Below are 26,189 nucleotides of genomic sequence, written 5' to 3'. Positions count from 1 at the left end.
GACTTTAGCCGCAGGAAGCATGTCTCAATCTTTTCAATAAGTTACGAGCGATCTGGGCGCAGGGAATTGCCGCTCAGGACGTCGCCCGGCGCGCCTTGAAGAAGGCCGAGAGCATCGCGCTGCACTCCTCCCCCAGCACCCCGCCTTCCACCAGCACCCGGTGGTTGAGGAAGTCCTGTTCGAAAAAGTTGCCCCGGCTGACCACCACGCCCGACTTGGGCTCGGTGGCGCCGAACACCACGCGCTGGATGCGCGAGTGCACCAGCAAGCCGGCGCACATGCTGCAGGGTTCGAGGGTGACGTAGAGAGTGCTGCCGGGCAGGCGGTAATTCTGCGCGGCGGCAGCGGCCTCGCGGATGGCGACCATTTCCGCGTGGGCGCTGGGGTCGTGCGAGGTGATCGGGCGGTTGAAGCCTCGGCCGATGACTTGGCCGTCCAGCACCAGCACGGCGCCCACGGGCACTTCGCCCAGCGCCGCGCCCTGCTCGGCAAGGGCCATGGCTTCACGCATGAAGGGGATGTCCTGGCTGCGGTCGATGACCGGCGCCAGCCCCTTCACCGTCGGATGCCCCTTGCTGTTGGTCAGCCGCACCATGCCTCGCCCACCGCGATGGTTCCCATCAGCCCGGTTTCCATGTGATCGATCACGTGGCAGTGGAACATCCACAGGCCGGGGTTATCCGCCACCAGCGCCACGCGTGCCGTCTCATTCTTGCCCAGCAGGTAGGTGTCGGTGAAGTACGGGATGATGTCGCGGCGATCCGAATCCAGCACCTTGAAGGCCATGCCGTGCAGGTGGATCGGATGCTGGTACTGGGTCATGTTGCGCAGCACGAAGATATAGCTGTTGCCTTCCTTGAGCTTGGCCAGCGGCGGCGCGTTGTGCTTGTGCTCCTCGCCGCCCTGCCAGGCCACGCCGTTGATCTGCCACAGCGACGGCGCCGACTGCCCCTTGGAGTAGTCGGACATGGCGCCGACCCACTCGAACTTGAAGTTGATGGTCTCGGCGTTCTTCAGGTCCGGCTCGGCCACCGGGTTGCGCGGCAGCGGCGCCGGCCACTTGGCGGTGGGCGCTTTCGGGTTGGCGACGCCACGGATGGTCGCAAGACGCACCGGGCCATTGCGCAGCGACAGCTCGGCGCCTTCCGCCGGGCCGCGGATGCCCAGCTCCAGGCGCATGCCCGGGCCGATCCAATACTGGTCATTCGGCCCCTTGCCGAAATCGCGCGGCTCCACCGGGTGGCCATCGATGGCGTAGATCTTCGCCTCGGCGTCCGGCAGGTTGAGGCGGTAGGTCACGGTGTTGTCGACGTTGAGGATACGCACGCGGACGATCTCGCCGGCCGGCAATTCGATCACCGGGGTGCGTTCGCCGTTGATGGTCGACAGGCGTCCGCGAGTCCCTTCGCGCGCGGCCTCGCGCGGCACGCTGAAGGGCGTGAAGTTGCCCTCCTCGTCCACGTGCCAGGTCTTCAGGTTGAGGATCTTTTCGCTGGTGAACTCGGTGGGCTCGCGCTCGTCGATGATCAGCGGCCCGACCAGGCCGCGGCCCAGCTGCTCACTGCTCATCAGGTGCGGGTGGTACCAATAGCTGCCGGCGTCCGGCGTCTTGAACTGGTAGATGAAGCTCTCGCCCGGCTGCACCGGCGGCTGCGAGATGTAGGGCACGCCGTCCATCTCGATGGGCAGGCGGATGCCGTGCCAGTGGATGGTCGTCGGCTCGTCCAGCTTGTTGGTGAAGCGCACGCGCAGCCAGTCACCCTGGCGCGCGCGGATTTCCACACCGGGAGCCTGGCCGCCATAGCCCAGGCCAGGGGTCTTGTGGCCGGGCACCAGCTCCAGGTCGAGCGGCGCGGCGATCAGTTCGTAATCGTGCTCGGCGGCTACCTGCGGGCGCGCCAGCCAGATGCGCGCGCCACCGGCGCCCAGGCCGACGACGGCCAGGCCAGCGAGGCCACCGAGTACTTGTCTACGGGTAAACGACATGGGTCCAGACTCCTCAAACAAGGGACTTGCGACCCCATCGGCTTTCACGGAGGTTGGCGCGTTCGCGCCCGGCGCCAGGCTCTTGCGGCCGGCTGCATTGCTCTGCTTCCCACATAGGAAGCAGAAGGCAACTGTGCATGAAGGCGCAAACGCCTCTCATGCGCCAGGTCAAGGACAGGTATCCCCGTCCTCGCCTGTCGAAGAAAGCGGCGAGATTGCCGCTTTCCTCGTTAAGGAAACGTTAAACGTCTCCGATCATTCCCACTCGATGGTTGCCGGCGGCTTGCTCGACACGTCATAGGTGACGCGGGAGATGCCTTCGATCTCGTTGATGATGCGGTTCGAGACCTTCTCCAGCAGCTCGTACGGCAGGTGCGCCCAGCGAGCGGTCATGAAGTCGATGGTTTCCACGGCGCGCAGCGCAACGACCCAGGCGTAACGGCGCCCATCGCCGACCACGCCGACGGATTTCACCGGCTGGAATACCACGAAGGCCTGGCTGGTCTTGTGGTACCAGTCGAAGTTGCGCAGCTCTTCGATGAAGATGTGGTCCGCGCGACGCAGCAGGTCGGCGTACTCTTTCTTCACTTCGCCAAGGATGCGCACGCCCAGGCCCGGGCCCGGGAACGGGTGACGGTAGACCATGTCGTAGGGCAGGCCCAGCTCCAAGCCGATCTTGCGGACTTCGTCCTTGAACAGCTCGCGCAGCGGCTCGACCAGTTCGAACTGCATGTCGTCGGGCAGGCCGCCGACGTTGTGGTGCGACTTGATCACGTGGGCCTTGCCGGTCTTGGCGCCGGCCGACTCGATCACGTCGGGGTAGATGGTGCCCTGGGCGAGGAACTTCACGTCCTTCAGCTTGGTGGCTTCCTCATCGAAGACTTCGATGAAGCTGCCGCCAATGATCTTGCGCTTCTGCTCCGGGTCACTGACGCCGGCCAGACGGCTGAGGAACTTCTCTTCGGCGTTGGCGCGGATCACCTTGACGCCCATGTTCTCGGCGAACATGGCCATCACCTGGTCACCCTCGTGCAGGCGCAGCAGGCCGTTGTCGACGAAGACGCAGGTCAGCTGGTCGCCGATGGCCTTGTGCAGCAGGGCCGCGACCACCGAGGAATCCACACCGCCGGACAGGCCCAGCAGCACCTTGGACGAACCCACCTGGGCGCGAACGGTGGCGATGGCGTCGTTGACGATGTTGGACGGGGTCCACAGGGCTTCGCAGCCGCAGATGTCCAGCACGAAGCGCGAGAGGATGCGACCGCCCTGCTTGGTGTGGGTCACTTCCGGGTGGAACTGCACGCCGTAGTAGCCGCGGGCATCGTCCGCCATGGCGGCGATCGGGCAGCTCGGGGTGCTGGCGAGGATGTGGAAGCCTTCGGGAATCTCGGTGACCTTGTCGCCGTGGCTCATCCACACGTCGAGACCGAACACGCCGTCTTCGCTGACGCAATCTTCGATGCCGTCAAGCAGGCGGGCCTTGCCGACCACATCAACGCGGGCGTAGCCGAACTCGCGCAGGTCCGAACCCAGCACCTTGCCGCCCATCTGCTCGGCCATGGTCTGCATGCCGTAGCAGATGCCGAACAGCGGCACCTTGAGATCGAACACCGCCTGCGGTGCGCGCGGGCTGTTGGCTTCGTGCACCGACTCCGGGCCGCCGGCCAGGATGACGCCGCGCGGGGCGAAGGCACGAACCTCGTCGTCGCTCATGTCGAACGGGTGGATCTCGCAGTACACGCCGATCTCGCGAACGCGGCGGGCGATCAGCTGAGTGTACTGGGAGCCGAAGTCGAGGATCAGGATCCGGTGAGCGTGAATGTCTTGGGCCATGGCCATCTCTCGTAGCGAAATTCTTAAACGACACGGGGCTGTATCAACCAGCCCCGTGTCCGACTCATTTACCGAAAAACCCTTAACCTACGCGGTAGTTCGGGGCTTCCTTGGTGATCTGCACATCGTGGACGTGGGACTCGGCCATGCCGGCGCCGGTGATGCGCACGAACTGCGGCTTGGTGCGCATGTCCTGGATATCGGCGCTGCCGGTGTAGCCCATGGCGGCACGCAGGCCGCCCATCAGCTGGTGGACGATGGCGGTCAGCTGGCCCTTATAGGGCACGCGGCCTTCGATGCCTTCCGGCACCAGCTTCTCGGCGCCAGCGGAGGCGTCCTGGAAGTAGCGGTCGGAGGAACCGGTGGAACCGGCCATGGCGCCCAGGGAGCCCATGCCACGGTAGGACTTGTAGGAACGACCCTGGAACAGCTCGATCTCGCCCGGCGCTTCTTCGGTGCCGGCGAACATCGAACCCATCATCACGCAGTAGGCGCCAGCCACCATGGCTTTGGCCAGGTCGCCGGAGAAGCGGATGCCGCCGTCGGCGATCAGCGGAACGCCGGTGCCTTCCAGGGCAGCGGCGACGTTGGCGATGGCGGAGATCTGCGGCACGCCGACACCAGCGACGATACGGGTGGTGCAGATGGAGCCCGGGCCGATGCCGACCTTGACGGCGTCGGCGCCAGCGTCAGCCAGTGCCTTGGCCGCTTCGCCGGTGGCGATGTTGCCGCCGATGACCTGGACTTGCGGGAAGGTTTCCTTGACCCAGCGGACGCGATCGATCACGCCTTTGGAGTGGCCGTGGGCGGTGTCGACGACAACTACGTCAACGCCGGCGGCGACCAGGGCGGAAACACGCTCGCCGGTATCGGCGCCAGTGCCGACGGCAGCGCCGACGCGCAGGCGGCCCAGGTCATCCTTGGACGCCAGCGGGTAGGTCTTGGCCTTCTCGATGTCGCGGAAGGTCACCAGGCCAGTGAGGTAGAAGTTCTCGTCGACGATCAGCATCTTCTCGATGCGGTTCTCGTAGAGCGCGGCCTTGATCTCTTCCAGCGGGGTGTTCTCGCGGGCAGTGACCAGCTTGTCCTTCGGGGTCATGATCGCGGCCACGCTGTCGCCGATGTTCGGCTTCACGCGCAGGTCGCGACCGGTGACGATACCGACCAGCTCACCCTCTTCCACCACCGGGAAGCCGGAGAAGCCGTACTCGCGGGCGATCTGCAGCAGCTCGATGATCTTGGTCGACGGGGTCACGGTGACCGGGTCGCGAACAATCGCGGTCTCGTGCTTCTTGACCTTGCGGACCTCGGCGGCCTGCTGCTCGATGCTCATGTTCTTGTGGATGATGCCGATGCCGCCTTCCTGCGCCATGGCGATGGCCAGGCGGGCTTCGGTCACGGTATCCATCGCGGCGGACACCAGCGGGATGTTCAGTTCGATGCCACGGGTCAGGCGAGTCTTCAGACTCACGTCCTTGGGCAGGACTTCCGAATAACCTGGGATCAGGAGGACGTCGTCGAAAGTGAGGGCTTCTTGGCTGATGCGCAGCATGGCGGGGGCTCCCGATCGGGAAAAATGGAAGCGCGGCATTATATCCCAGCTGGGGGGTGCGGCTCAACGTAACCAGACGATCTGAATGCAGTCTTTATCCGGCTTGCGCGCTGGCCCCGTTCCACAGGCCCGCTTATCATCCTTCGCCATGCAGAAAGATCCCTTCCAACGGCTGGGCCTCGACCGCGAGGTTCTGACCGTCAGCCAGCTCAACCAGCGTGCCCGCCACCTGCTGGAGGACGTATTCCCGCAGGTCTGGGTCGAGGGCGAGATCTCCAACCTCGCGCGGCCCGCGTCCGGTCACATGTACTTCACCCTCAAGGACAGCAACGCCCAGGTGCGTTGTGCGCTGTTCCGGCAGAACGCCCTGCGGGTGCGCCAGGCCTTGCGCGACGGCCTGGCCGTGCGGGTACGCGGCAAGATTTCGCTGTTCGAAGGACGCGGCGACTACCAATTGATCGCCGACACCGTCGAACCCGCCGGCGATGGCGCGTTGCGACTGGCCTTCGAGGCGCTGAAAGAGAAACTTGCCGCCGAAGGCCTGTTCGCCGCCGAGCGCAAGCGCGAACTTCCGGCTCATCCCCGGCGCATCGGTATCGTCAGCTCGCCCACCGGCGCGGTGATCCGCGACATCATCAGCGTGTTCCGCCGCCGCGCGCCGCAGGTCGAGCTGACCCTGGTCCCCACCGCCGTACAGGGTCGCGAAGCCATCGGGCAGATCGTCCGCGCGCTCAAGCTGGCCGACGCACAGGGCTTCGACGCCCTGATCCTGGCCCGTGGCGGCGGCTCGCTGGAAGACCTCTGGTGCTTCAACGAGGAACCGGTGGCCCGCGCCATCGCCGCCTGCGTGACGCCCATCGTCAGCGCCGTGGGCCACGAAACCGACGTATCCATCAGCGATTTCGTCGCCGACGTGCGCGCACCGACGCCCTCGGCCGCCGCCGAGCTGCTGGCTCCCCACAGCGGCGACCTGCAACAGCGCCTGGACAGCCTGCGCCGCCGGCTGATCCTGCGCATCCAGGACCGCCTGACCCGCGAACGCCTGCGCCTGGAAGGCACCGCGCGGCGCCTGCGCCACCCCGGCGAGCGCCTGCGCCAGCAGTCCCAGCGCCTGGACGACCTGGACATGCGCCTGCGCCGCGCCTTCGAGCGCCAGTTGCAGATCCGCCAGGAGCGTGTGGCACGCCTGGATACTCGCCTCGCCGCCCAACACCCTGGTCGCAACCTGGCCCTGCTGCGCCAGCGCCTGGACAACCTCAGCGCCCGCCTGCCCCGCGCCACCAATGCGATCCTGCGCGAACAGCGCCAGCGCCTGGACGGCCTGATGCAGACGCTGCACATCGTCAGCCCGCTGGCGACCCTCGGCCGTGGCTACAGCATCTTGCTGGACGACAAGGGCCAGGCGATCCGCAGCGCCGCGCAGACGAAGAACGGCCAGCGCCTCAAGGCCAAGCTGGGCGACGGCGAGCTGGAAGTGCGCGTGGAAGACAATCACCAGACGCCCGTCACCCTGTCGCTGCTGGACTGAGAACCGATGACCGACCTGCTCGCGCCGATCCTGCCGCAACCCGATCCTGACTGGGCCGAGGCCTTCCGCGTGCCTATCGTCGAGTGCGACCAGCCGCTGCAGGCCATGGGTATCGCCACGGGTTTCGCGGTATGGCCGGCCTATCACCGCCTCGGCGTGCCCAACGCGCAACCGGAGTGCTATGCCCGAACGGGAGTATTCGAGCGCCTGTTGCACGCTGCCAGCCTGCTGCCCGACGGCCTGCGCCTGGTCATCCTCGACGCCTGGCGGCCGTTCGCCGTGCAGCAGCACCTGTACGACACGCTCTACGACATCCTCCGCCAGCACCAGCCAGACGCCGACCCAGCCGAGCTGACCCGGCGTACCCGCGAATTCGTCGCGCCGCCCAGCACCCGCGCCGAATCGCCCAGCCCGCACCTGACCGGCGGCGCCATCGACCTGACCCTGTGCGACAGCGAAGGCCGCTGGCTGGACATGGGCAGCCTGTTCGACGAAGCCACGCCGCGCTCCTATACCCGCCATTACGAAGAGATCGCCGCGCCGGATGAGCAGCAGCGGCGCATCCGCGACAACCGCCGGATTCTGTTCAACGCCATGAGCGCTGCAGGGTTCAGCAACCTGTCCAGCGAATGGTGGCACTACGACTACGGCGACCAGCTGTGGGCCGCTCACCTGGGCATGCCCCACGCCATCTATGGCCCGGCGCAGGTGCTGCCGCTGGAACAGCTGTGGCGCCAGCAGCTCGAGGGCCTGCACCGCTAGCTTTTTCCTCTGCCGGGGAGCCCGGACCTGAAGGAGCGAGCTTGCTCGCGAACGGCTTCGCTGCGGGGTGGGTTCGCGAGCAAGCTCGCTCCTACAAAAATGCGCCGTGCCACGACGTTCCGCTTTCGACGAAATCGACCCGCCCGCCGAACCGGCCCGTGTAGACTGCCCGCTTCATCCGCCGACACGTCCACGGATAGCGCCATGTTCCGACTCTTCTGCCTGCTCGCCGCCACCCTCCTCGCCCTGCCCGCCCACGCCGAAGGCTTCATCAGCCGTACCCTGAACAAGCCGGTGCCCGGCGGTGTCGCCGTGGTGCAACTGGGTCAGGATGCCGCCGTGCCCACCGCCACCTTCCAGGGCAAGCCGGTGCTGGTGGTGCGTGAGGAAGGCCGCGACTGGATCGCCATCGTCGGCATCCCGCTGACCGCCAAGGCCGGCAGCCAGCAGATCGCCGTGAAGCAGGCCGGCGCGAGCCGCAACCTCGGTTTCACCGTTGGCGCCAAGCACTATAAAGAGCAGCGCATCACCCTGAAGAACACCCGCCAGGTGAATCCGCTGCCCGAAGACCTCAAGCGCATCAACCGCGAGTTGGCCGAGCAGACCGCCGCGTACCGCAGCTTCAGCCCCGGCACACCGAGCAACCTGGTACTCGACAAGCCGGTCAACGGCCCGCTCTCCAGCCCCTTCGGCCTGCGCCGCTTCTTCAATGGCGAGGAGCGCAACCCGCACTCGGGCCTCGACTTCGCCGTGCCCGCCGGCACGCCGATCAAGACACCGGCCGCCGGCAAGGTAATCCTGATCGGCAACTACTTCTTCAACGGCAACACCGTGTTTGTCGACCACGGCCAGGGCTTCATCAGCATGTTCTGCCATATGTCGAAGATCGACGTGAAGCTAGGCGATCAGCTCCCGCGCGGTGGCGTGGTCGGCCGTGTCGGCGCCACCGGCCGCGCCACCGGGCCGCACATGCACTGGAACGTCAGCCTGAACGACGCCCGCGTCGACCCGGCGATCTTCATCGGCGCGTTCAAGCCCTGATGCGACTTCGTTTCGATGGACGCAGTGCGCTGTTCGCGCTGCTCTGGTTCGCCGTGCTGGTCTGGCTGGCCACGGCCGGCGCGCACCTCGGCTGGCTGCGCGGTTTCGGCGGCGACGTGCTGGCGGTGATCTGGCTGTACTGCCTGTTTCGCGCGGCGCTGGATGCACCGGCGCACTGGCTCGCCGGCGCGGCGCTGGCCTGCGGGCTGCTGATCGAATTCGGCCAGTTCCTCGCCGCGACCTTCCACTGGCAGATCGGCAACCGCGCGCTGCGCGTCGTGCTGGGCGCCACGCCGGACTGGCTGGACGTACTGGCCTACTGCATCGGCTTCGCGCTGATTCTCGCGGCGCGGCAGACCCGATTGGCTCTCAGGCCAGCGGGTAACTGAAGAACAGCGCCATCTCCCCGGGCAGCACCTGCGCCGGGTCGTAGAGGTCGGTGGAAAGCCCACTGAGGGAGAAGCCGCGGGAGCGGTAGAAGCCTACCGCCGGCAGGTTGAGGTTCTGGGTTTCCAGCCACAGGTGGCGCGCCTCGGTGCCGCGCGCCCAGTCCAGGCAGCCATCCAGCAGTTGCTTGCCTACGCCCAACCCGCGGGCCTCGGGGAGGACGAACAGGTCGTCCAGTACCGCGCGGCGATTCCAGATTTCGTAGCGGGCGATAGCGAAGCCGAGGCGTTCGCCTTCTTCGTCGACGACCACGGCGGTCCAGTCGGCCGCCGTGACGTCATCTTTCAGATCAGCGAAGGGATAGCGCTTGGTCTGCGTCTCGGCCAGTCGCTCCTCGCGCAGGATGAAACCATCGGCGGCGCTCTCGACACGCAGGATCGAGTTGCTCGAGTAGCTGCCGTCGAAACCCAGCAGCCACTCGCCGTCTTGCGCCCACACCAAGGGGCGCAGGAGCCGGTCGCTCATCAGTTCATCTTCATGCCGTGCATGTCGTGGCCCATGTCGGTGCCTTTCGGGGCTTCTTTCTGCACGGCGATCTCGACCTTCACGTCACCGGCCTTCTGGAAGTGCAGGGTCAGCGGGAAGCGCTCGCCATCGGTGAGCGGCTTCTTCAGGCCGAACAGCATCAGGTGGTACTGGCCAGGCGCGAAGACGACCTTGCCGCCGGCAGGAATATCCACGCCCTCGACTTTCTGCATCTTCATCATGCCGTCCTTCTCCACGTGCTGGTGGACCTCGGCGCTGGCGGCGCGGTCGGTGTCGGCGCCGAGCAGGCGGTCCGCCTCCTTGCCATGGTTCTGCACGATGAAGTAGGCCGCACCATTCACCGAGTTGGCCGGCAGCAACAGCGACCAGGGATGGTCGATGTGCAGGTTGCCAGCCTCGTATTCGTGGGCCATGGCGGCCCCGGAGAAGCCCAGCAGGACAGCGAAAGCGAGCAGGGTTTTACGCATGTTCGAGACTCCAGTTGGCTTGTGATCAGTTCCGCCGGATCGGCGGCAAAACATCGGGCTGCGGACGAAACGATCGCGCCGCAGCATAGCCTGCCTCACGGCAGGCGTCAGGGTTGAACAGCGCACGCATCAACCCAGCGCAGGGCTGCGCGACTTGAGGCGTGACAGCACCGCCCAGTCCAGCGCCCATACCAGCAGCAGCGACGCGCCCACCAACGGGAAGGCGACGCCAAGGATGATCATGAGCGCCACCCCGCCCTTCCATACCGGCAGCGCGTGCGGCATCGGCGGCACGCCGAGGCGGCCCTGCGGACGGCGCTTCCACCAGATCCACAGGCCGCTGACAGCGCTGAGCAGGATCATCAGGCAGACGCCGAGCATCAGCAGTTGGTTGAACAGGCCGAACATCTTGCCTTCATGCAGCATCACGCCGGATTCGACACCCTTGGCCACCAGCCCGTAGTCCTTCCAGCGCACGTCGGCGAGCACCTTGCCGGTGTACTGATCGATGTGCAGGGTGGCGTCGTTGCGCGAATCGTCGGCGAACACCGAGACGGTGAACACGCCCTGCTCGCCCTTGGGTAGCGCAATGGCATAGCCCGGCACCACGCCGGCCTTGTCGGCGGTATCGACCACCTGCTGCAGGCTGATCTGCGGCATCGCCATACCGCCGGAACCATGGGCCATGTGTTCGGCGTGGGCGCCGCCGGACATCGGCATCGGGGTGTTTTCCATCGCCCAGGGAATGGTCTGGCGGTGCGCCTCGTTGAGCGTGCGCGCCTCCAGGTCCGATTTGGGCACGTCGTTCCACATGGCCACCGGGAAGCGGTTCCAGACATCGGCGAAGGATTTGCCCCAGAAGCCGGTCCAGGTCATGCCGGTGAGCAGCATGAACAGCATCAGCAGCGAGCCCCAGAAACCGACCACCATGTGCACATCGCGCCACAGCGCACGACCGCGGCGCGACAGGTCCGGCCAGAGCAGCACGCGCAGAGAGCGCTTGCGCGGCCACCACAGGTACAGGCCAGACACCACCAATACGATGCCCCAGCCGGCGGCCAGCTCGATCAGCCGGTCGCCAACAGTGCCAATCATCAGCTCGCCGTGCAGCGCACGGGCCATGGCCTGCAGATTGGACTTCGCGTCCTGCACGCCGAGCAGCTTGCCGCTGTAGGGATCAACGAAGGCATTCACCTCGCGCCCATCGAGCTGGGCGACGAACTGTGCGCTACGGTCAGCGGCCGGTGCCGGCAAATACTGGCTGACCTGCAGCTGCGGGTTCTGGTGATGCAGGTGCATCAGTTGCTCGTCGGCGGACAGCCGCACCTCACCCGGCGTCACCTGCAGCAGGTCGCTGTACATCAGCGGGTCGAGCTGCGGCTTGAACAGGTAGATGATCCCGGTCAGCGACAGCAGGATCATGAACGGCGCGACGAACAGCCCGGCATAGAAGTGCCAGCGCCAGGCCAGGTTGTAGAAATCGAATGTCTTCTTCTGCATTCGTTGATCTCCTCACGCAAGGAGGCCCCCGACCAGCGGGGGCCGGTCGGGCATTAGAACGAGAAGTCCACTTTGGTCCAGAACGTACGTCCCGGCTCGTGGATCGATTCGGGGTCGTTGGCCGGGTAGCCGAAGCCGGCATTGCCCGCCAGGTTCAGGTGCTCGGCGTAGTCCTTGTCAAACAGGTTGTCGACGCCGGTGCTGACCTTGAAGTTCTTGCTCAGCTTGTACGCGCCGTTGAGCGAGAACACCGCGAAGCCGGGGCTTTCGTCGAAGTCGTAGCCGACCACGTTGCCCTGGTTCTCGGCGATACGGCCCTGGTGCGCGACCACGCGCCAGAGACCGCCGGCGCTCCAGTCGCCTTCCTCGTAGCTCAGGCCGAAACGCGCCTCCAGCGGCGGCATCTGCGGCAGCGCAGTATCGTCGGTGGTGTTCTTGCCCCAGGCGTAGGCCAGGGTGCCGTCGGCGGTCCAGTTGCTGGTCAACGCGTAAGCCGCGCCCAGTTCGCCACCCATGATCCGTGCATCGACGTTCCGCGCCTGGGAGGTGCGGCCCATCATGCCGCCGGGCATGTAGTCGAACAGGATGTAGTCGCGGATCACGCCGACGTAGCCGGACGCCCAGGCCTTGAGCTTCTCGTCCTCGTACTGCGCGCCGAAGTCCAGCTGGGTGGTTTTCTCCGGCTTGATGCTGTCGAAGGCGTTGACCGAGCCGGTCGGTCCCTTGTCCGGGGAGAACAGCTCCCAGTAGTCGGGGAAGCGCTGCACGTGGCCAAGGCCGACATAGAGCGTGGTCGGCGTGTCGGCCAGGTCGTGCTCGTAGCGCGCGAAGCCGCTGGGCAGCGTGTCGGCGCGGGTGTCGTCGGCGGTGGGGTTGGGCATCGCCATCATCCCCGAGCCGGTACTCTGCCGATAATCCTTGACCGAGGCGCGGTCCAGGCGCGCACCGGTGATCACGCGGTCGCGGTCGGCGGCGTACCAGGTCAGCTCACCGAAGGCGCCATAGTTGTGGAAGACCGCGTCCTTGTCCCACGGCACTTCGTCGTAGGTGCCGATGCCCATGCCGCTACGCTCGCGGTGCTCGTTGGTCTGGGCATCGACGCCGGTGATCAGCTTGAAATCGTCCCAGCGCCAGGTGGCGGCCAGGCGCCCGCCGAGGGTCCGGCGGTCGACGTTGGAAGCCATGGGGCCGGCCATCATGCCCATGCCCGAGGGCGTGCGCAGGCTGTAATTGTCCATCACATGGTCGGCGTAGTTGTAGTAGACCTGCGCCTCCAGCTTGTCGAGCACTTCGCCGATGTTGGACTTCTCGAAGCGCAGGCCGAGGCTCTCGCGCTTGAACTGCGAGCCGTCCATGCCGCGTCCGGCGTAACGCGCTTCACCATCGCCCTTGCCGGCGGTGAGCTCGACCAGGGTGTCGGCGTCCGGCGTCCAGCCCACGGCCACGTCGCCATTCCACTTGTTCCAGCGCGAGGGCACGGTGTTGCCGCTGCCGTCCTCGTAGTCATCGGACTGCGACTTGTTGCCGGTGACCCGCACGTAGCCCAGCGGTCCGCCGGCGGCGGCGTCCAGCACGCGGTCGAAGCGGCCATTGGAGCCGGCGACGATGCTGCCGTTGACCCGCGTGCCCAGTTCGCCGAAGCGCTCCGGCTCACGATCGAAGCGGATGGTGCCGGCCGAGGCGCCTGGGCCCCAGATCACGGTTTCCGGGCCTTTCACCACGGTGAGCTTGTCGTAGGTTTCCGGCGAGATATAGGAAGTCGGCGCGTCCATCCGCGCCGGGCAGGCGCCGAGCATGGTGGTGCCGTTGGTGAGGATGTTCAGGCGCGAGCCGAACATGCCGCGCAGCACCGGGTCACCGTTGGTGCCGCCGTTGCGGATGGCGGAGAAGCCGGGGATGGTCTTGAGGTAATCGGCACCGTCGCTGGCAGGGATCGGTTGGCGCGGCTGCTTGGGGTCGGTGACGATGGTCAGCGGTGAACTCTGCGCCACAGCAGTGATGACGCTGGGCGACAGTTCGGTGACATGCGAAGAGTGATCTTCCTCTTCGGCCATTGCCGGGGCGGCAGTGAAACCGCCAAGGGCGGTCAGCGCGCACAGGGCGCGCAAGCCGACGGCACGTTGCCGACGGCGCATTTGCATGCGGGACATTCCATTAATTCCATGATCGGTGATGACGCCCGCTCCACGCGTACTCGCACGGCGCGCAAGCGAATGCAGGCATCCGCGCCGGGGTCGGGGAGTCGGGATTGCGGGTCAGCCGATCAGGGCAGGAGGTGCGCGCGAGCGTGCGCCGGGGAAGACCGGCGAGGCGGGAATACGGGAGGAGACAAACTGGACGCCCGGCGCGCCGACGGCAGGCAGGCTGTGATCGAGCAGGACCGGGGGCGGTGTCAGCGGCGGGCTGTGGATCAGCAGGCTGCAGTAGCCGCACTTCTCCATGAAGGCGTCGGCAGTGAGCGGTTGCTCGCCGTGGGAAGTCGGTGCCGCGTGTTGTGCAGCAGCCCGGTGCCCATCCGAACAGGCCATTTCGTCCATGGCGGCGATCGCCGCACCATGGTCCATGGCCTTGCCATGCTCCATCGGCATGACGTGATCCATGGGCATGGCGTGATCCATCGGCATCGACTGGGAAACCAGCGGGCCGACATAGATCATCAGCATGGCGAACAACGCCAGCCAGGTGCCTACGCCTTGTCGAGTACGACGGGTCACGAAATGTCCTTGAGCAGGGTATGCCCCACCTGCGGCGGGGGTGCGCAATGATCGCACGGAGTTACAAAGCTCCGCTGCGGCAAGTAGACGCAGAATCAGTTAAGCACAGCGTTAAGCGTTATGAAAAATTGCTAGAAATCAATTATTCAAACAATTTAATCTCACAGGACATTCTCCAGAGACTATTTCTACCAAATTTCCTCAAATGCTTGCCATTGGTCTTCCAGGCCTTTAGCTTGGCACTCATGAAAACCGCACACACCCTCATCCTGCTTCGCCAACACGCCTGCCTGCGCCTGGTCAGCCCGCGACTGCGTGGCTGAGCCCCCCTCCCCCGGTTTCGCCTCATTCAGATTTTTATGCGCAGGCCCCGCAGGCCGCAGAGAACAAGGATTCCGCTCATGAGCATGTTGAAAGACCCGTCGAAGAAATACCGCGCCTTCACCCAGATCACCCTGCCCGACCGTACCTGGCCGGACAAGATCATCGACAAGGCGCCGATCTGGTTGTCCACCGACCTGCGCGACGGCAACCAGTCGCTGATCGAGCCGATGGACGCCGAGAAGAAGATGCGTTTCTTCAAGTGCCTGGTGCAGGTCGGCCTGAAGGAAATCGAAGTGGGCTTCCCGTCCGCCTCGCAGACCGACTTCGACTTCGTCCGTGAGCTGATCGAGAACGACCACATTCCCGATGACGTCACCATCCAGGTGCTGACCCAGGCCCGCGACGACCTCATCGAGCGCACCTTCGAGTCCCTGAAGGGCGCGAAGAAAGCCATCGTCCACTACTACAACGCCTGCGCACCGAGCTTCCGCAAGATCGTCTTCAACCAGGACAAGGCCGGTGTGAAAGCCATCGCCGTGGCCGCTGGCCAGACTATCAAGCGCCTGGCCGAAGCCGCGCCGGAAACCCAATGGGGCTTCGAGTACTCGCCGGAAGTGTTCAGCTCCACCGAGACCGATTTCGCCGTCGAGGTGTGCAACGCAGTGATCGACGTGTTCCAGCCGACCCCGGCGAACCGCCTGATCCTCAACCTGCCGGCCACCGTCGAGTGCGCCACGCCGAACAACTACGCCGACCAGATCGAGTGGTTCGGCCGCCAGATCAACAAGCGCGACAGCGTGCTGCTCAGCCTGCACACCCACAACGACCGTGGCACTGGCGTGGCCGCTTCGGAACTGGCCCTGATGGCCGGTGCCGACCGCGTCGAAGGCTGCCTGTTCGGCAACGGCGAGCGTACCGGCAACCTGTGCCTGGTGACCATGGCGCTGAACATGTACACCCAGGGCATCGACCCCGAGCTGGACTTCTCCGACATCGACGCCGTGCGCAAGGTGGTGGAAGAGTGCAACCAGATTCCGGTGCACCCGCGTCACCCGTACGTCGGCGACCTGGTCCACACCGCCTTCTCCGGCTCCCACCAGGATGCCATCCGCAAGGGCTTCGCCCAGCAGAAGGAAGACGCCGTGTGGGAAGTGCCGTACCTGCCGATCGACCCGGCGGACATCGGCCGCAGCTACGAGGCAGTGATTCGTGTGAACAGCCAGTCCGGCAAGGGCGGCATCACCTTCCTGCTCGAACAGGAATACGGCATCAGCCTGCCGCGCCGCATGCAGATCGAGTTCAGCCAGGTCGTGCAGAACGAGACCGACCGCCTCGGCCTGGAAATGACCGCCGAGCAGATCTACACCCTGCTGCAGACCGAGTACCTGCAGGCCGTTTCTCCGTTCGGCCTGAAGAACTACCGCCTGCAGGAAGAGAACGGTATCTGCGCCATCGACATCGACGTGACCCACAAGGGCGAGCAGCATCGCTGGCACGGTAAGGGCAAGGGCACCCTGGAAGCCCTGGTCGCCTCGCTGCCGGTAGACGTCGAGATCATGGATTACAACGAGCACGCCATCGGCGCCGGCACCAACGCCCGCGCGGCCGCCTACATCGAACTGCGCGTCGAGGGTGGTCGTTCGCTGCACGGCATCGGCATCGATGAAAACATCACCACCGCCAGTTTCCGCGCGCTGTTCAGCGCCCTGAACCGTGCGGTGACGCTGGGCCACGCGAAAGCCGCGTAAGTCTGGCTCAACCGGAGTCCCCCTTTGCCCCGGACGCCTCGTGCGTCCGAGGCTGTTTTCAACGGAGTGAAAACATGACCGATACACCGCAGGACAACCCCTTCCAGACGCCCGCCGCCGTACTCCAGGACGGCCCCGCCGTCGCCACGGGCGAACCGCTCTACCGTCTCGCCGCCGTGGGAATTGCCACCTTCTTCGGCACCCCGGTCGCCGGAGCCTGGGTCATCGCGCAGAACCTCAAACGTCTGGGCCGCCACGCCCAGGTGCGCAACGCCTGGATCACCGGCATCGGTGCCCTCATCGCGATCTTCCTGCTGGGCATGTTCCTGCCGGATAGCGTCCCCGCCACCCCCATCAACATTGCCGCCGTCTTCGGCATGTATCACTACGCCAAGCAGCACACCGGTGCCGCTGTCGAGCAGCATGCGGCCCAGGGTGGCCAGTTCGCCTCCAACTGGCGGGCTTTCGGCGTCAGCCTGCTGTTCCTCCTCGCGGTCATGGCCGTGGTCTTCGGCGGTGCCTTTGTCCTGGCTCTGTTCGGGCTGATCTGAATCACCCTCTGCACATCACCTAAAGATTCCCCCTAGCCCCCTAGGGGGAAGTCTCCGCAATGCTGGGGCTCGCCCCGATTACTCCCCGCTCCCCCCTTCCCTAGTCTTGCGTGCACTGCCGCAAAAGCGGCAGGCAAACAAAAAACCGTGTCACGCAATCAGACACTTTCGGCCGCCCCTGCCTTGCGTTCAGAGGCGCCTGGTTACCTACAACAACAACGAGCTCGACGTGCTTGGCCATCTGCCTTCACCCGCTTCAGGAGCCAGTAACCGTGAACCCGCAATCTCCCCACCCGCAATCCGTCCGTGCTTCCCGTTATTCCTGGTATGTCGTCGTGCTGTGCATGGTGGCCTATATCTTCTCCTTCGTTGACCGGCAGATCCTCTCGCTGATGATCGAGCCGATCAAAGCCGACCTGCAGATCAGCGACACCCAGTTCAGCCTGCTCAGCGGGCTGGCCTTCTCGCTGTTCTATGCCTTCATGGGCCTGCCCATTGCCTACCTCGCCGACCGCTCCTCGCGGGTCAGGATCATCGCCATTGGCGTGGCCTTCTGGAGCATCGCTACCGCCGCGTGCGGGCTGTCGAAGAACTTCCTCCAGATGTTCCTGGCGCGCATGAGCGTGGGCGTCGGCGAGGCCGCGCTGACTCCGGCGACCTACTCGATGCTCGCCGACCTGTTCCCCAAGGAGAAGCTCGGCCGCGCGCTGGGGCTGTACTCCATGGGCGCCTTCCTCGGCGGCGGCCTGGCCTTCCTGGTCGGCGGCTACGTGATCGAGGCGCTGCGGGACGTGCCGGCCATCGACCTGGGCTGGCTGGGCCAGGTGCGTTCCTGGCAGATCGCCTTCTTCATCGTTGGCCTGCCCGGCGTGCTGGTGGCGCTGCTGATCGCGCTGACCATCCGCGATCCGGCGCGCAAGCTGGGCGATCGGGAACAAAAGGCAACGGTTCGTGACGGGCTGCGTTTCCTGCGCCGCCATCGCGCCACCTTCGCCTGCCACTACCTGGGCTTCTCCTTCTTCGCCATGTGCCAGTACGCGCTGATGGGCTGGGCACCGGCCATGTACATCCGCCAGTACGGCCTGTCGCCGCTGGAGGTGGGCTACATCCTCGGCGGCATCCTGCTGGTGCTCAACACTGCCGGGGTGTTCTGCGCCGGCTGGTTGGTGGACGTGCTGCAGAAGCGCGGGCGCAGCGACGCCGCGCTGATCAGCGGCATGCTCGGCGCCGCCTGTACCACTCCCTTCGTCATCGGCTCCGTGACGGCCGGCAGCCTGCAGCTGTCGGTGCTGCTGATGGGCCCGGCGATGTTCTTCTGCGCCTTCTGCATCTCCACCTCGGCGGCCGCCATGCAGGTGCTCACGCCCAACCGCCTGCGCGCGCAGGTGTCGGCGCTGTTCCTGCTGGTCTCCAACCTGATCGGCCTGGGCGTCGGCACCACGCTGGTGGCTCTGCTCACCGACCACTACTTCAAGGACCCGAAGGCCGTCGGCTCCTCCATCGGCATCATCGTCACCCTCGCCGGGCTGCTCTGCCTGTGGCTGCTGGGCAGCGGGCGCAAGCACTTCCGCCGCAGCCTGGGCGAAGAGCAACGGGCCCGGCCCGGAGCCGCCGCGCCGCTGAACAGCACCACCGCCGCTGCGAACTGACCGCGCCCGCCAAGACAAAGGACCGTTCGCCGGTGGGTCGCCCCGCGCCCCGGCGAACCGTGCCCAGGAGATGACGATGTTGCGTAATCGCTTTGCCAGTGCGCTGCTTTCCAGCGCGCTGTTGCCCCTCTGCGCCCAGGCTGACCTGATCGACGACAGTCGCCTGGACACCACCCTGCGCAACTTCTACATGTTGCGCGACTACCGCCAGGACAACGCTCCGCAGTCCCAGGCGGGTAGCTGGTCCCAAGCCGTGCTGGCACGCTTCAGCTCGGGCTTTACCGAAGGCACCATCGGTGTCGGTGTGGATTTCACTGGTTTCTACGCCCTGAAGCTCGACGGCGGCGCTGGCACCAGCAACGACAGCAACCTGCCCTATGACCGCTCGACCGGCGAGCCGGTGGATGACTTCAGCCGTGGCGGCGCCACGCTCAAGCTGCGCTATTCGAAGACCACGCTGAAGGTCGGCCTGCTGGAACCGCGCCTGCCGGTGATATTCCAGGACGATGTGCGCGTACTGCCGCAGACGTTCCAGGGCGTGATGCTGGAGTCAAAGGAGTCGGAGCGCTTCAAGTTCACCGCGGCCCAGTTGTGGAACACCAGCACCCGCGCCTCCAGCGACCGCGAGTCGTTCTACCTCGCCACCCGTCCCGCCAGTCAGGACAGCAACAAGCTGAACCTGGGCGGTGTCGATGCGCAGTGGGCGCCCGGCCTGTCCACCAGCTACTACTTCGCCCAGCTTCAGGACATCTACGACCAGCACTATGTCGGCGCCAACTTCAAGCAACCGGTTGGCGAGAACACCGCGCTGCTCGGCACCCTGAGTTACTTCCACAATGAGGAGTCCGGACAGGCGTTGTCCGGTCGTATCGACAACCGCGCCTACGGGGCGCGGCTGGGCGTGAAGCACGGCGGCCACACGTTGTCGGCCACCTACCAGCGCATGTTGGGCGAAGACATGTTCCCCATGCTGCTGGGCAACACGCCGCAGCCCTACCTGGTCAACTGGGTTACCAATGGCGGGTTCTTCTGGGCGCAGGAGCGCTCCTATCAGCTGCGCTACGACTACGACTTCGCCAGCCTCGGGCTGCCGGGCCTGACACTGATGACGCGCTACACCAAGGGCACCGATATCTCGCGACCGGGGCAGGAAGACGGCCATGAGTACGAGCGCGATACGGATATCGGCTACACGATCCAGGGCGGACCGTTGAAGACGCTGTCATTCCTGATGCGCACCTCCACCGTGCGCAGCAGTTATTCCAGCGACTACGACGAGGTGCGCTTCATCACCAGCTATCCGCTGGCATTCTGAAGGCCCAGAAATGCAGAAGGCCCCTTTCGGGGCCTTCTGCATTCACTCGTCGTCGCCACTGGCCGTCACGGCGCCCAGGCAACACAGGCGGTGCTGCTGTTCACCGCCCTGCAGCAGCCAGCTCTCGTCCTCCGCCTGGTAGCTGGCCTCCATCACCTGGTTGTAGCTGAAGCGCCATTCACGGCGGTCACGACCGTCGATGGATTCGATCTGCAGCACCACGTCTTCGCTGGCGAAGGGTTGCCCGGCGTTGGCGGCGGCGTCCGCCTGGTCCAGCAGTGCCTCGTTGAGCTCGAACTGCCAGGCATGCAGGCCGTCGATCAAGAGCATATCGGCGGTTTCCAGCTGGTCCAGCAGGTAGGGAGTCGTGTTCATGTTCGGCACTCGGCAATTGGGCTGGCCGCCATGATAGACCAGCTGGGTGGCGGCTGCCGGTTATTCCGCCCGGCGCGGGCAGAGGCGGCGTCTACACTGAGGGTTCTCGCACACCCCTGAGGAGGCAAAGCAGATGCGTACACGCGAACTCGGACAATCGGGCCTGAAGATTCCCGCGCTGGTCTTCGGCGGCAATGTGTTCGGCTGGTCCGCCGATGAAGCGACCTCCTTCCGCCTGCTCGACGCCCTGCTCGACGCCGGGCTCAACTGCATCGACACCGCGGACGTCTACTCGCGCTGGGCTCCCGGCCACGAGGGTGGCGAGTCGGAAGCACTGATCGGCAAATGGCTGAAGAAGACCGGCAAGCGCAACCAGGTGCAGATCGCCACGAAGGTCGGCATGGACATGGGCAACGGCCACAAGGGCCTGTCGGCGGTGTACATCGAGCAGGCGCTGGGGCGCTCGCTGAAGCGCCTGCAGACCGACTACATCGACCTATACCAGTCCCACTGCGACGACCCGCATACCTCCATGGAGGAAACCATGGGCGCCTTCGCCGAAGCGGTGGAACAAGGCAAGGTCCGCGTGATCGGAGCCTCCAACCTGGACGCCAAGCGCCTGCGCGAAGCCCGCGAAGTCTGCGACCGGCTGAAGCTGCCGAACTACCAGAGCCTGCAGCCCAACTACAACCTTTATGATCGCGCCAACTACGAGACCACCCTGGAGCCCACGGTTCAGCAGTTGGGCATTGGCGTCATCAGCTTCTATTCGCTGGCGGCGGGCTTCCTCACCGGCAAGTACCGCAGCGACGCGGACCTGGGCAAGAGCAGCGTGCGCGGCTACAAAGTGAAGAACTTCATGAACGAGCGCGGCTTCGCCATTCTCGATGCACTTGAAGACGTGGCCAGCGAACTCAACGCCACCCCGGCACAAGTCGCCCTGGCCTGGCTGATGGCCCGCCCGAGCATCACGGCTCCCATCGCCAGTGCGTCGAGGCTGGAGCAGTTGCCGGACCTGATCGCGGCGGTGGACCTGAAGCTCAGTGACGAAGTGATCCAGCGCTTGAACACCGCCAGCGCGTATTGAGCAGGGCGGAAACATCGCGGACGAAGTCCGCTCCTACGCGGGGTCATGTTTCGTAGGAGCGGACTTCGTCCGCGATCGATTGCAGCGAGCCACAACGTCAGAGACGGATGTCGAACTCATCCGCGTCGAGATTGGCCGGGAAGCGTTCCCGGTAGGCCGCCAGTTCCGCCGCATTCAGGGCGATCTGGAACACCCCGTCGGCACTGCCCGCCGCCAGCAGGTTGTCACCCTGGAAATCCAGCACCTGGCTGTCGCCGGAATAGGCGTGGCCCTTGCCGTCTTCGCCGACACGGTTGACCGCGGCGACATAGCAGAGGTTTTCGATGGCCCGAGCGGGCAGCAGGCGGTTCCAGTGCTGGCGGCGTGCGGCCGGCCAGTTGGCGGTATAGAGCAGCAGGTCGGTGTCCTGGGCATCGCGGCTCCACACCGGGAAGCGCAGGTCGTAGCAGACCAGCGGGCGAATCCGCCAGCCCTTCCATTCCAGCAGCACCTGCTGCTCGCCCGGCGTGTAGTGCTTGTGCTCGCCGGCCATGCGGAACAGGTGGCGCTTGTCGTAGTGCTGCATCTCGCCATCCGGGCGCGCCCAGAGCAGGCGGTTGCGATGGCTGCCGTCGGCGGCACGGATGATCACGCTGCCGCAGACCACCGCTTCAAGCTTCGCCGCCTGTTCGCGCAGCCAGGCGTAGGTTTCGCCTTCCTCCGCCTCGGCCAACGCTTCTGAGTCCATGGAGAAGCCCGTGGTGAACATCTCCGGAAGGATCACCAGATCCGCACCGCGAGCGCCCTCCAGCAGCGCGTCGAAACGCTCGCGATTGGCCTTGGCGTCGTGCCAGACCAGGGTGGTCTGCACGAGGGCAAGCTTGAGGTCGGGCAATTGGCTCAGATCGCGCATAGTCGTTCCGCTGCCTGGCGCAGCGTCTCCTCTTTCTTGGCGAAGCAGAAGCGCACCAGGCGCATGTCCGCCGGGGCCTGCTGGTAGAACACCGAGACCGGAATGGCGGCCACGCCGTGCTCGCGCGTCAGCCATTCGGACATGGCGACGTCATCGAGGTCCGGGCGGATCGCCGAGTAGTCCACAACCTGGAAGTAAGTGCCGGCAGCCCGCTGGAACGTGAAGCGCGAGCCCTCCAGCAGGTCGCAGAACAGGTCGCGCTTGGCCTGGTAGAAACCCGGCAGCTCGCGCAGGTGCTCCGGATGCGCGGCCATGAAATCGGCCAGCGCCCATTGCAGCGGGGTCACGCCGCAGAAGTTCACGTACTGGTGGATCTTGCGCATCTCCGCCGACAGCGCCGGCGGCGCTACGACATAGCCGGTCTTCCAGCCGGTGACGTGGTAAGTCTTGCCGAAGGAGCTGATGACAAAGGCGCGCGGATACAGTTCGTCATGGGCCAGCACGCTGGCATGCTGCACGCCGTCGTAGATCAGGTGCTCGTAGACCTCGTCGCTGATGATGTAGATCTCGCGGTCACGAATCAGCTCAGCCAGGCGATCCAGGTCGGCGCGGTCGATCAGTGCACCGCTGGGATTGTGCGGGCTGTTGAGGAAGATCAGGCGCGTGCGCGGGGTGATGGCCTCGGCCAGGCGCTGCCAGTCGATGCGGAAGCCCGGCTGGCTCAGCGCGACGTGCACACAGCGGCCACCGGCCAGTTCGACCGAAGGCTCGTAGCTGTCATAGCAGGGGTCCAGGACGATGGCTTCATCGCCGGCGCGGATCAGCGCCTGCACCGCGCAGAAGATCCCTTCTGTCGCTCCGGGAACAATGGTCACCTCGGTGTCGGCGCTGACGCCACGCCCATACAGGCTGGCGACCTTGATCGCTACCTGTTCGCGCAGTGCCGGCAGGCCGGTCATCGGGCTGTACTGGTTGTTTCCGGCCAAGACATGGCGGGCGACCGCTTCGAGCAGCGGCGCAGGGCCGGGGAAGTCCGGGAAACCCTGGGAGAGGTTCAGCGCCCCGCTTTCGGCGGCGAGCTGGGACATGCGGGTGAAGATGGTGGTGCCGACATTCGGCAGTTTGCTGGTAAGCATGGCGTGACTACAGGCTGCAGGCGATGAGAGGGAGGCCCCTACTCTATCGCCTGCGGCTTGCGGTCTAAAGCCTGACAGACGTTATTTACGTTTGTCCTTTTTCTTCTTCTCGGCCTTCTTGTGGTGCGACATGAGGCGGCGCTTCTTGTTGACCTGGCGATCGGTGAGCTGGGTCTTCTTGCCCTCGAACGGGTTGTCGCCGCCCTTGTACTCGATGCGGATCGGCGTACCGACCAGCTTCAGCACGCGGCGGAAGGTCTTCTCCAGGTAGCGCGTGTAGGCCTTGGGCACCGCATCCACCTGGTTGCCGTGGATCACGATCAACGGCGGGTTGGCGCCACCCAGGTGCGCATAGCGCAGCTTGATGCGGCGGCCGTTGACCATCGGCGGCTGGTGGACCTGGATGGCGTCCTCGAGGATCTGCGTCAGCTTGCTGGTGGGCCAGCGGGTCACGGCGGAGCGGAAGGAATCCTGTACCGACTTGTACAGGTGCCCAACGCCAGTGCCGTGCAGCGCGGAGATGAAGTGGATGTCGGCGAAGTCGGCGAACATCAGCCGGCGCTCGAGTTCGGTCTTCACGTAGTCGCGCTCGGCCGACTCCATGCCATCCCACTTGTTCAGCGCAATGACCAGCGCGCGGCCGGTCTCCAGCACGAAACCAAGCAGGTTGAGGTCGTGCTCGACCACACCTTCGCGGGCGTCCATGACGAAGATGACCACGTTGGCGTCCTGGATCGCCTGCAGGGTCTTCACCACCGAGAATTTTTCCACCGCCTCGAAGATCTTGCCGCGGCGACGCACGCCAGCGGTGTCGATCAGGGTGTACTTCTCTTCGTTGCGCTCGAAGGGGATGTAGATGCTGTCGCGAGTGGTGCCGGCCTGGTCGTACACGATCACCCGCTCTTCACCGAGCATGCGGTTGACCAGGGTGGACTTGCCGACGTTGGGGCGACCGATGATGGCGATCTTGATGCCATCCTTCTCGCTCGGGCCGGGGATGCGCTTGGCTTCCTCGCCCTCGGCGACCTCTTCCAGCTCGCTGGGCAGGTCGTTGTCTTCAGGCGCCTCGGGCTCCGGAGCGAACATCTCGCCCAAGGCTTCCTGGAGCATCTGGGTGATGCCACGGCCGTGGGCGGCGGCGATCGGGATCGCGTGTCCCAGGGCCAGCGGGCTGAACTCGGCGCGGGCGATGTCCGGATCGACGGTATCGACCTTGTTGGCCACCAGATAGGTGCGCTTGTTCTTCTTGCGCAGGTGCTCGCCGATCATCTCGTCGGCGGCGGTAAGGCCAGCGCGGGAGTCGACCATGAACAGGACGGCATCGGCCTCTTCGATGGCCTGGAGCGACTGCTCGGCCATCTTGGCGTCGATACCCTCTTCGTCACCGGAAATACCACCGGTATCGATGACGATGAATTTCTTGCCCTGCCACTTGGCCTCGCCGTACTGGCGGTCTCGGGTCAGACCTGCGTACTCGGCGACGATGGCGTCACGGGTGCGGGTCAGGCGGTTGAACAGGGTGGACTTGCCGACGTTCGGGCGGCCCACCAGGGCTATAACGGGAACCATGCGGCTCTCCAGGAAATTTGATTTTCAGAAAACACGACGGCCGCTGCCGTTTTTCACGGCAGCGGCCGGCAGTAACACTCAGCTTAGCGAGTCGTGTAGGCGGCCAGCTTACCGCTGTTGCCGAACACGTACATCCAGCTGCCGACTACCAGCGGGCGAACCCGCACGCCGTCACCGTCGACCTTCTCGCGGCCAACGAAACGACCGTCCACCTGGCTCAGCAGGTGCACATAACCTTCCAGGTCACCGACGACCACGTTGCTCGACAGCACGGCCGGAGCGGACAGCTGGCGGCGAGCCAGGGCGTCGTTGCTCCACAGCGAGGACGAACCACGGGAATCGAGGCTTTCCACGGTGCCGCTGGCCTGGCTGATGAACACGCTGCCAGTCCCTTCGGCGACGCCGACGTAGCTGGAAGCTTCACGCTGCCAGAGTACGCGGCCGGTGCCGACGTCCAGTGCCGCGGCGCGGCCCTGGTAGCTGGCTACGTAGAGAACGTTGTCGACCAGCAGCAGGCCGCCGTCGATGTCGACGACACGATCCAGCTCGGAACGACCTTGCGGAATGGCAACGCGCTGTTCCCAGACCGGCAGGCCGCGCTCGACGTCCACAGCGACGACCTTGCCGCTGGCCAGGCCGGCCAGGGCCAGGCGACCAGCGATCAGCGGAGCGCCGGTACCACGCAGGGTCAGCACCGGCACGGTACCTTCGTAGATCCAGCGCTGGTTGCCGGTAGCGGCATCGAAGCCGATCAGTTTGTCGTCCTGGGTCTGCACGACCACCACGTCACCGTTGGTGGCCGGGGCAGCCAGTACTTCGCTGCTGACCTTGGCGCGCCACTTCTGCTCGCCCGAACCGGAATCCAGGGCGATCACGTCACCGCGCAGGGTGCCCAGCAGGACCATGCCGTTACCCACGCCAACGGCGCCGGAAATCGGCAGGTCGAGATCTTTCTTCCAGAGCACTTCCCCGGTTTCGCGCTGCATGGCCATGACGCGACCTTCGGCAGACGCGGCATAGATGGTCTGGCCATCCACGGCGGGTTCGAGCAGGTTGTACAGGTCGCCCTGGCCGTCACCGACCGAACGGCTCCACTGTTTCTCCAGGCGAACCTCTTCCTTGAAATCGGTCAGTTCGGCCGGCGGCAGTTCTTTCTTGCTATTGCTGCTGCAACCCACAGCCATCAGGGTCAGTGCCAGCAGTGCAACGTGTTTCCAACGCAACATC

Annotated in this window: 23 protein-coding genes; 9 read left to right on the top strand and 14 right to left on the bottom strand. The window is 65.4% G+C overall.

Features of this window, described 5'->3' with window-relative positions:
- Positions 1-73: 73 nt before the first annotated feature.
- From tadA to guaB, 4 genes are all read right to left on the bottom strand, one after another.
- Positions 74-595: a tRNA adenosine(34) deaminase TadA gene (tadA, locus tag A6723_RS14055; RefSeq protein WP_054907378.1), complete on the bottom strand. Its 522-nt coding sequence runs from the start codon at positions 593-595 to the stop codon at positions 74-76.
- A complete protein-coding gene (locus tag A6723_RS14050; protein ID WP_054907377.1) occupies positions 583-1,986 on the bottom strand; it encodes a multicopper oxidase family protein in 1,404 nt (467 codons plus the stop codon). The genes tadA and A6723_RS14050 overlap by 13 nt, the downstream gene beginning before the upstream one ends.
- Positions 1,987-2,241: 255 nt before the next feature.
- Positions 2,242-3,819 (bottom strand): glutamine-hydrolyzing GMP synthase, encoded by a 1,578-nt coding sequence (guaA, locus tag A6723_RS14045; protein ID WP_054907488.1) that lies wholly within the window; start codon positions 3,817-3,819, stop codon positions 2,242-2,244.
- Positions 3,820-3,901: 82 nt separating this feature from the next.
- Positions 3,902-5,371, bottom strand: coding sequence for an IMP dehydrogenase (gene guaB, locus A6723_RS14040; RefSeq protein WP_024762983.1), 1,470 nt, complete (start codon positions 5,369-5,371; stop codon positions 3,902-3,904).
- 148 nt (positions 5,372-5,519) lie between these two features.
- Between guaB and xseA the strand changes: the two genes are divergently transcribed.
- The 4 genes from xseA to A6723_RS14020 all read left to right on the top strand — a co-directional run bounded on the left by xseA (position 5,520) and on the right by A6723_RS14020 (position 9,091).
- Positions 5,520-6,899 (top strand): exodeoxyribonuclease VII large subunit, encoded by a 1,380-nt coding sequence (xseA, locus tag A6723_RS14035; RefSeq protein ID WP_054907372.1) that lies wholly within the window; start codon positions 5,520-5,522, stop codon positions 6,897-6,899.
- A gap of 6 nt (positions 6,900-6,905) precedes the next feature.
- Positions 6,906-7,661, top strand: coding sequence for a M15 family metallopeptidase (locus tag A6723_RS14030; RefSeq protein ID WP_054907371.1), 756 nt, complete (start codon positions 6,906-6,908; stop codon positions 7,659-7,661).
- Positions 7,662-7,865: 204 nt separating this feature from the next.
- Positions 7,866-8,702: a M23 family metallopeptidase gene (locus A6723_RS14025; protein WP_054907370.1), complete on the top strand. Its 837-nt coding sequence runs from the start codon at positions 7,866-7,868 to the stop codon at positions 8,700-8,702.
- Positions 8,702-9,091 carry a DUF2809 domain-containing protein gene (locus tag A6723_RS14020; protein ID WP_054907369.1) on the top strand — a complete coding sequence of 130 codons (390 nt, stop codon included), beginning with the start codon at positions 8,702-8,704 and terminating at the stop codon, positions 9,089-9,091. The genes A6723_RS14025 and A6723_RS14020 overlap by 1 nt, the downstream gene beginning before the upstream one ends.
- Here A6723_RS14020 and A6723_RS14015 read toward each other — a convergent pair.
- The 5 genes from A6723_RS14015 to A6723_RS13995 all read right to left on the bottom strand — a co-directional run bounded on the left by A6723_RS14015 (position 9,072) and on the right by A6723_RS13995 (position 14,316).
- Positions 9,072-9,614: a GNAT family N-acetyltransferase gene (locus A6723_RS14015; protein WP_054907368.1), complete on the bottom strand. Its 543-nt coding sequence runs from the start codon at positions 9,612-9,614 to the stop codon at positions 9,072-9,074. The two genes, A6723_RS14020 and A6723_RS14015, sit on opposite strands and share 20 nt — an antisense overlap.
- Complete coding sequence (locus tag A6723_RS14010; RefSeq protein ID WP_054907367.1) at positions 9,614-10,102, bottom strand: copper chaperone PCu(A)C; 489 nt, start codon at positions 10,100-10,102, stop codon at positions 9,614-9,616. The genes A6723_RS14015 and A6723_RS14010 overlap by 1 nt, the downstream gene beginning before the upstream one ends.
- 129 nt (positions 10,103-10,231) lie before the next feature.
- Complete coding sequence (locus tag A6723_RS14005; RefSeq protein ID WP_054907366.1) at positions 10,232-11,602, bottom strand: PepSY domain-containing protein; 1,371 nt, start codon at positions 11,600-11,602, stop codon at positions 10,232-10,234.
- A 53-nt stretch (positions 11,603-11,655) separates the two neighbouring features.
- Positions 11,656-13,752, bottom strand: a complete 2,097-nt coding sequence (locus A6723_RS14000) for a TonB-dependent copper receptor (protein ID WP_054907365.1) — start codon at positions 13,750-13,752, stop codon at positions 11,656-11,658.
- Positions 13,753-13,857: 105 nt separating this feature from the next.
- A complete protein-coding gene (locus tag A6723_RS13995) occupies positions 13,858-14,316 on the bottom strand; it encodes a DUF2946 domain-containing protein (RefSeq protein WP_082450533.1) in 459 nt (152 codons plus the stop codon).
- Between the two features lie 401 nt (positions 14,317-14,717).
- Here A6723_RS13995 and leuA point away from each other — a divergent pair, with 401 nt between their 5' ends.
- From leuA to A6723_RS13975, 4 genes are all read left to right on the top strand, one after another.
- Positions 14,718-16,388, top strand: a complete 1,671-nt coding sequence (leuA, locus tag A6723_RS13990; RefSeq protein WP_054907363.1) for a 2-isopropylmalate synthase — start codon at positions 14,718-14,720, stop codon at positions 16,386-16,388.
- Positions 16,389-16,462: 74 nt separating this feature from the next.
- Positions 16,463-16,939 carry a hypothetical protein gene (locus A6723_RS13985; RefSeq protein WP_054907362.1) on the top strand — a complete coding sequence of 159 codons (477 nt, stop codon included), beginning with the start codon at positions 16,463-16,465 and terminating at the stop codon, positions 16,937-16,939.
- Positions 16,940-17,211: 272 nt separating this feature from the next.
- Positions 17,212-18,588, top strand: coding sequence for an MFS transporter (locus tag A6723_RS13980; RefSeq protein ID WP_054907361.1), 1,377 nt, complete (start codon positions 17,212-17,214; stop codon positions 18,586-18,588).
- 76 nt (positions 18,589-18,664) lie between these two features.
- Entirely contained in the window at positions 18,665-19,903 is a 1,239-nt protein-coding gene (locus tag A6723_RS13975) for an OprD family porin (RefSeq protein ID WP_054907360.1), read from the top strand.
- Positions 19,904-19,945: 42 nt separating this feature from the next.
- Here the strand turns inward: A6723_RS13975 and A6723_RS13970 are convergent, their stop codons facing one another.
- Positions 19,946-20,278, bottom strand: coding sequence for a DUF5629 family protein (locus tag A6723_RS13970; protein ID WP_054907359.1), 333 nt, complete (start codon positions 20,276-20,278; stop codon positions 19,946-19,948).
- 133 nt (positions 20,279-20,411) lie between these two features.
- Between A6723_RS13970 and A6723_RS13965 the strand changes: the two genes are divergently transcribed.
- Positions 20,412-21,365 carry an aldo/keto reductase gene (locus A6723_RS13965; protein ID WP_054907358.1) on the top strand — a complete coding sequence of 318 codons (954 nt, stop codon included), beginning with the start codon at positions 20,412-20,414 and terminating at the stop codon, positions 21,363-21,365.
- A 97-nt stretch (positions 21,366-21,462) separates the two neighbouring features.
- Here A6723_RS13965 and A6723_RS13960 read toward each other — a convergent pair whose 3' ends face one another.
- The 4 genes from A6723_RS13960 to bamB form a co-directional block, all read right to left on the bottom strand.
- A complete protein-coding gene (locus A6723_RS13960) occupies positions 21,463-22,257 on the bottom strand; it encodes an amidohydrolase (protein ID WP_054907357.1) in 795 nt (264 codons plus the stop codon).
- Complete coding sequence (locus A6723_RS13955; protein ID WP_054907356.1) at positions 22,245-23,393, bottom strand: pyridoxal phosphate-dependent aminotransferase; 1,149 nt, start codon at positions 23,391-23,393, stop codon at positions 22,245-22,247. Before A6723_RS13955 ends, A6723_RS13960 begins: the two co-directional genes overlap by 13 nt.
- A gap of 81 nt (positions 23,394-23,474) precedes the next feature.
- On the bottom strand, positions 23,475-24,962 hold the full coding sequence (gene der, locus A6723_RS13950) for a ribosome biogenesis GTPase Der (protein ID WP_045210518.1): 1,488 nt from the start codon (positions 24,960-24,962) through the stop codon (positions 23,475-23,477).
- 83 nt (positions 24,963-25,045) lie between these two features.
- On the bottom strand, positions 25,046-26,188 hold the full coding sequence (gene bamB / locus A6723_RS13945; RefSeq protein WP_054907355.1) for an outer membrane protein assembly factor BamB: 1,143 nt from the start codon (positions 26,186-26,188) through the stop codon (positions 25,046-25,048).
- Position 26,189 lies beyond the last annotated feature (1 nt).

Origin of the sequence: Pseudomonas sp. AU11447, assembly GCF_001672555.2 — a bacterium.
Taxonomy (GTDB): domain Bacteria; phylum Pseudomonadota; class Gammaproteobacteria; order Pseudomonadales; family Pseudomonadaceae; genus Pseudomonas; species Pseudomonas nitroreducens.
Note: the sequence above shows the minus strand (reverse complement) of the source record. Positions and strands in the feature narration are given on the sequence as shown.

Bases quoted from the DNA above. Each gene is read 5' to 3' on its own strand.
- bamB (WP_054907355.1), bottom strand. From the start codon at position 26,188: ATGTTGCGTTGGAAACACGTTGCACTGCTGGCACTGACCCTGATGGCT.
- A6723_RS14020 (WP_054907369.1), top strand. From the start codon at position 8,702: ATGCGACTTCGTTTCGATGGACGCAGTGCGCTGTTCGCGCTGCTCTGG.
- A6723_RS13970 (WP_054907359.1), bottom strand. From the start codon at position 20,278: ATGAACACGACTCCCTACCTGCTGGACCAGCTGGAAACCGCCGATATG.
- guaB (WP_024762983.1), bottom strand. From the start codon at position 5,371: ATGCTGCGCATCAGCCAAGAAGCCCTCACTTTCGACGACGTCCTCCTG.
- A6723_RS14000 (WP_054907365.1), bottom strand. From the start codon at position 13,752: ATGTCCCGCATGCAAATGCGCCGTCGGCAACGTGCCGTCGGCTTGCGC.
- A6723_RS13955 (WP_054907356.1), bottom strand. From the start codon at position 23,393: ATGCTTACCAGCAAACTGCCGAATGTCGGCACCACCATCTTCACCCGC.
- leuA (WP_054907363.1), top strand. From the start codon at position 14,718: ATGAGCATGTTGAAAGACCCGTCGAAGAAATACCGCGCCTTCACCCAG.
- A6723_RS14025 (WP_054907370.1), top strand. From the start codon at position 7,866: ATGTTCCGACTCTTCTGCCTGCTCGCCGCCACCCTCCTCGCCCTGCCC.
- tadA (WP_054907378.1), bottom strand. From the start codon at position 595: ATGGTGCGGCTGACCAACAGCAAGGGGCATCCGACGGTGAAGGGGCTG.
- xseA (WP_054907372.1), top strand. From the start codon at position 5,520: ATGCAGAAAGATCCCTTCCAACGGCTGGGCCTCGACCGCGAGGTTCTG.
- A6723_RS14010 (WP_054907367.1), bottom strand. From the start codon at position 10,102: ATGCGTAAAACCCTGCTCGCTTTCGCTGTCCTGCTGGGCTTCTCCGGG.
- A6723_RS14030 (WP_054907371.1), top strand. From the start codon at position 6,906: ATGACCGACCTGCTCGCGCCGATCCTGCCGCAACCCGATCCTGACTGG.
- A6723_RS13975 (WP_054907360.1), top strand. From the start codon at position 18,665: ATGTTGCGTAATCGCTTTGCCAGTGCGCTGCTTTCCAGCGCGCTGTTG.
- A6723_RS13960 (WP_054907357.1), bottom strand. From the start codon at position 22,257: ATGCGCGATCTGAGCCAATTGCCCGACCTCAAGCTTGCCCTCGTGCAG.
- A6723_RS14050 (WP_054907377.1), bottom strand. From the start codon at position 1,986: ATGTCGTTTACCCGTAGACAAGTACTCGGTGGCCTCGCTGGCCTGGCC.
- A6723_RS14005 (WP_054907366.1), bottom strand. From the start codon at position 11,602: ATGCAGAAGAAGACATTCGATTTCTACAACCTGGCCTGGCGCTGGCAC.
- A6723_RS13965 (WP_054907358.1), top strand. From the start codon at position 20,412: ATGCGTACACGCGAACTCGGACAATCGGGCCTGAAGATTCCCGCGCTG.
- A6723_RS14015 (WP_054907368.1), bottom strand. From the start codon at position 9,614: ATGAGCGACCGGCTCCTGCGCCCCTTGGTGTGGGCGCAAGACGGCGAG.
- der (WP_045210518.1), bottom strand. From the start codon at position 24,962: ATGGTTCCCGTTATAGCCCTGGTGGGCCGCCCGAACGTCGGCAAGTCC.
- guaA (WP_054907488.1), bottom strand. From the start codon at position 3,819: ATGGCCCAAGACATTCACGCTCACCGGATCCTGATCCTCGACTTCGGC.
- A6723_RS13985 (WP_054907362.1), top strand. From the start codon at position 16,463: ATGACCGATACACCGCAGGACAACCCCTTCCAGACGCCCGCCGCCGTA.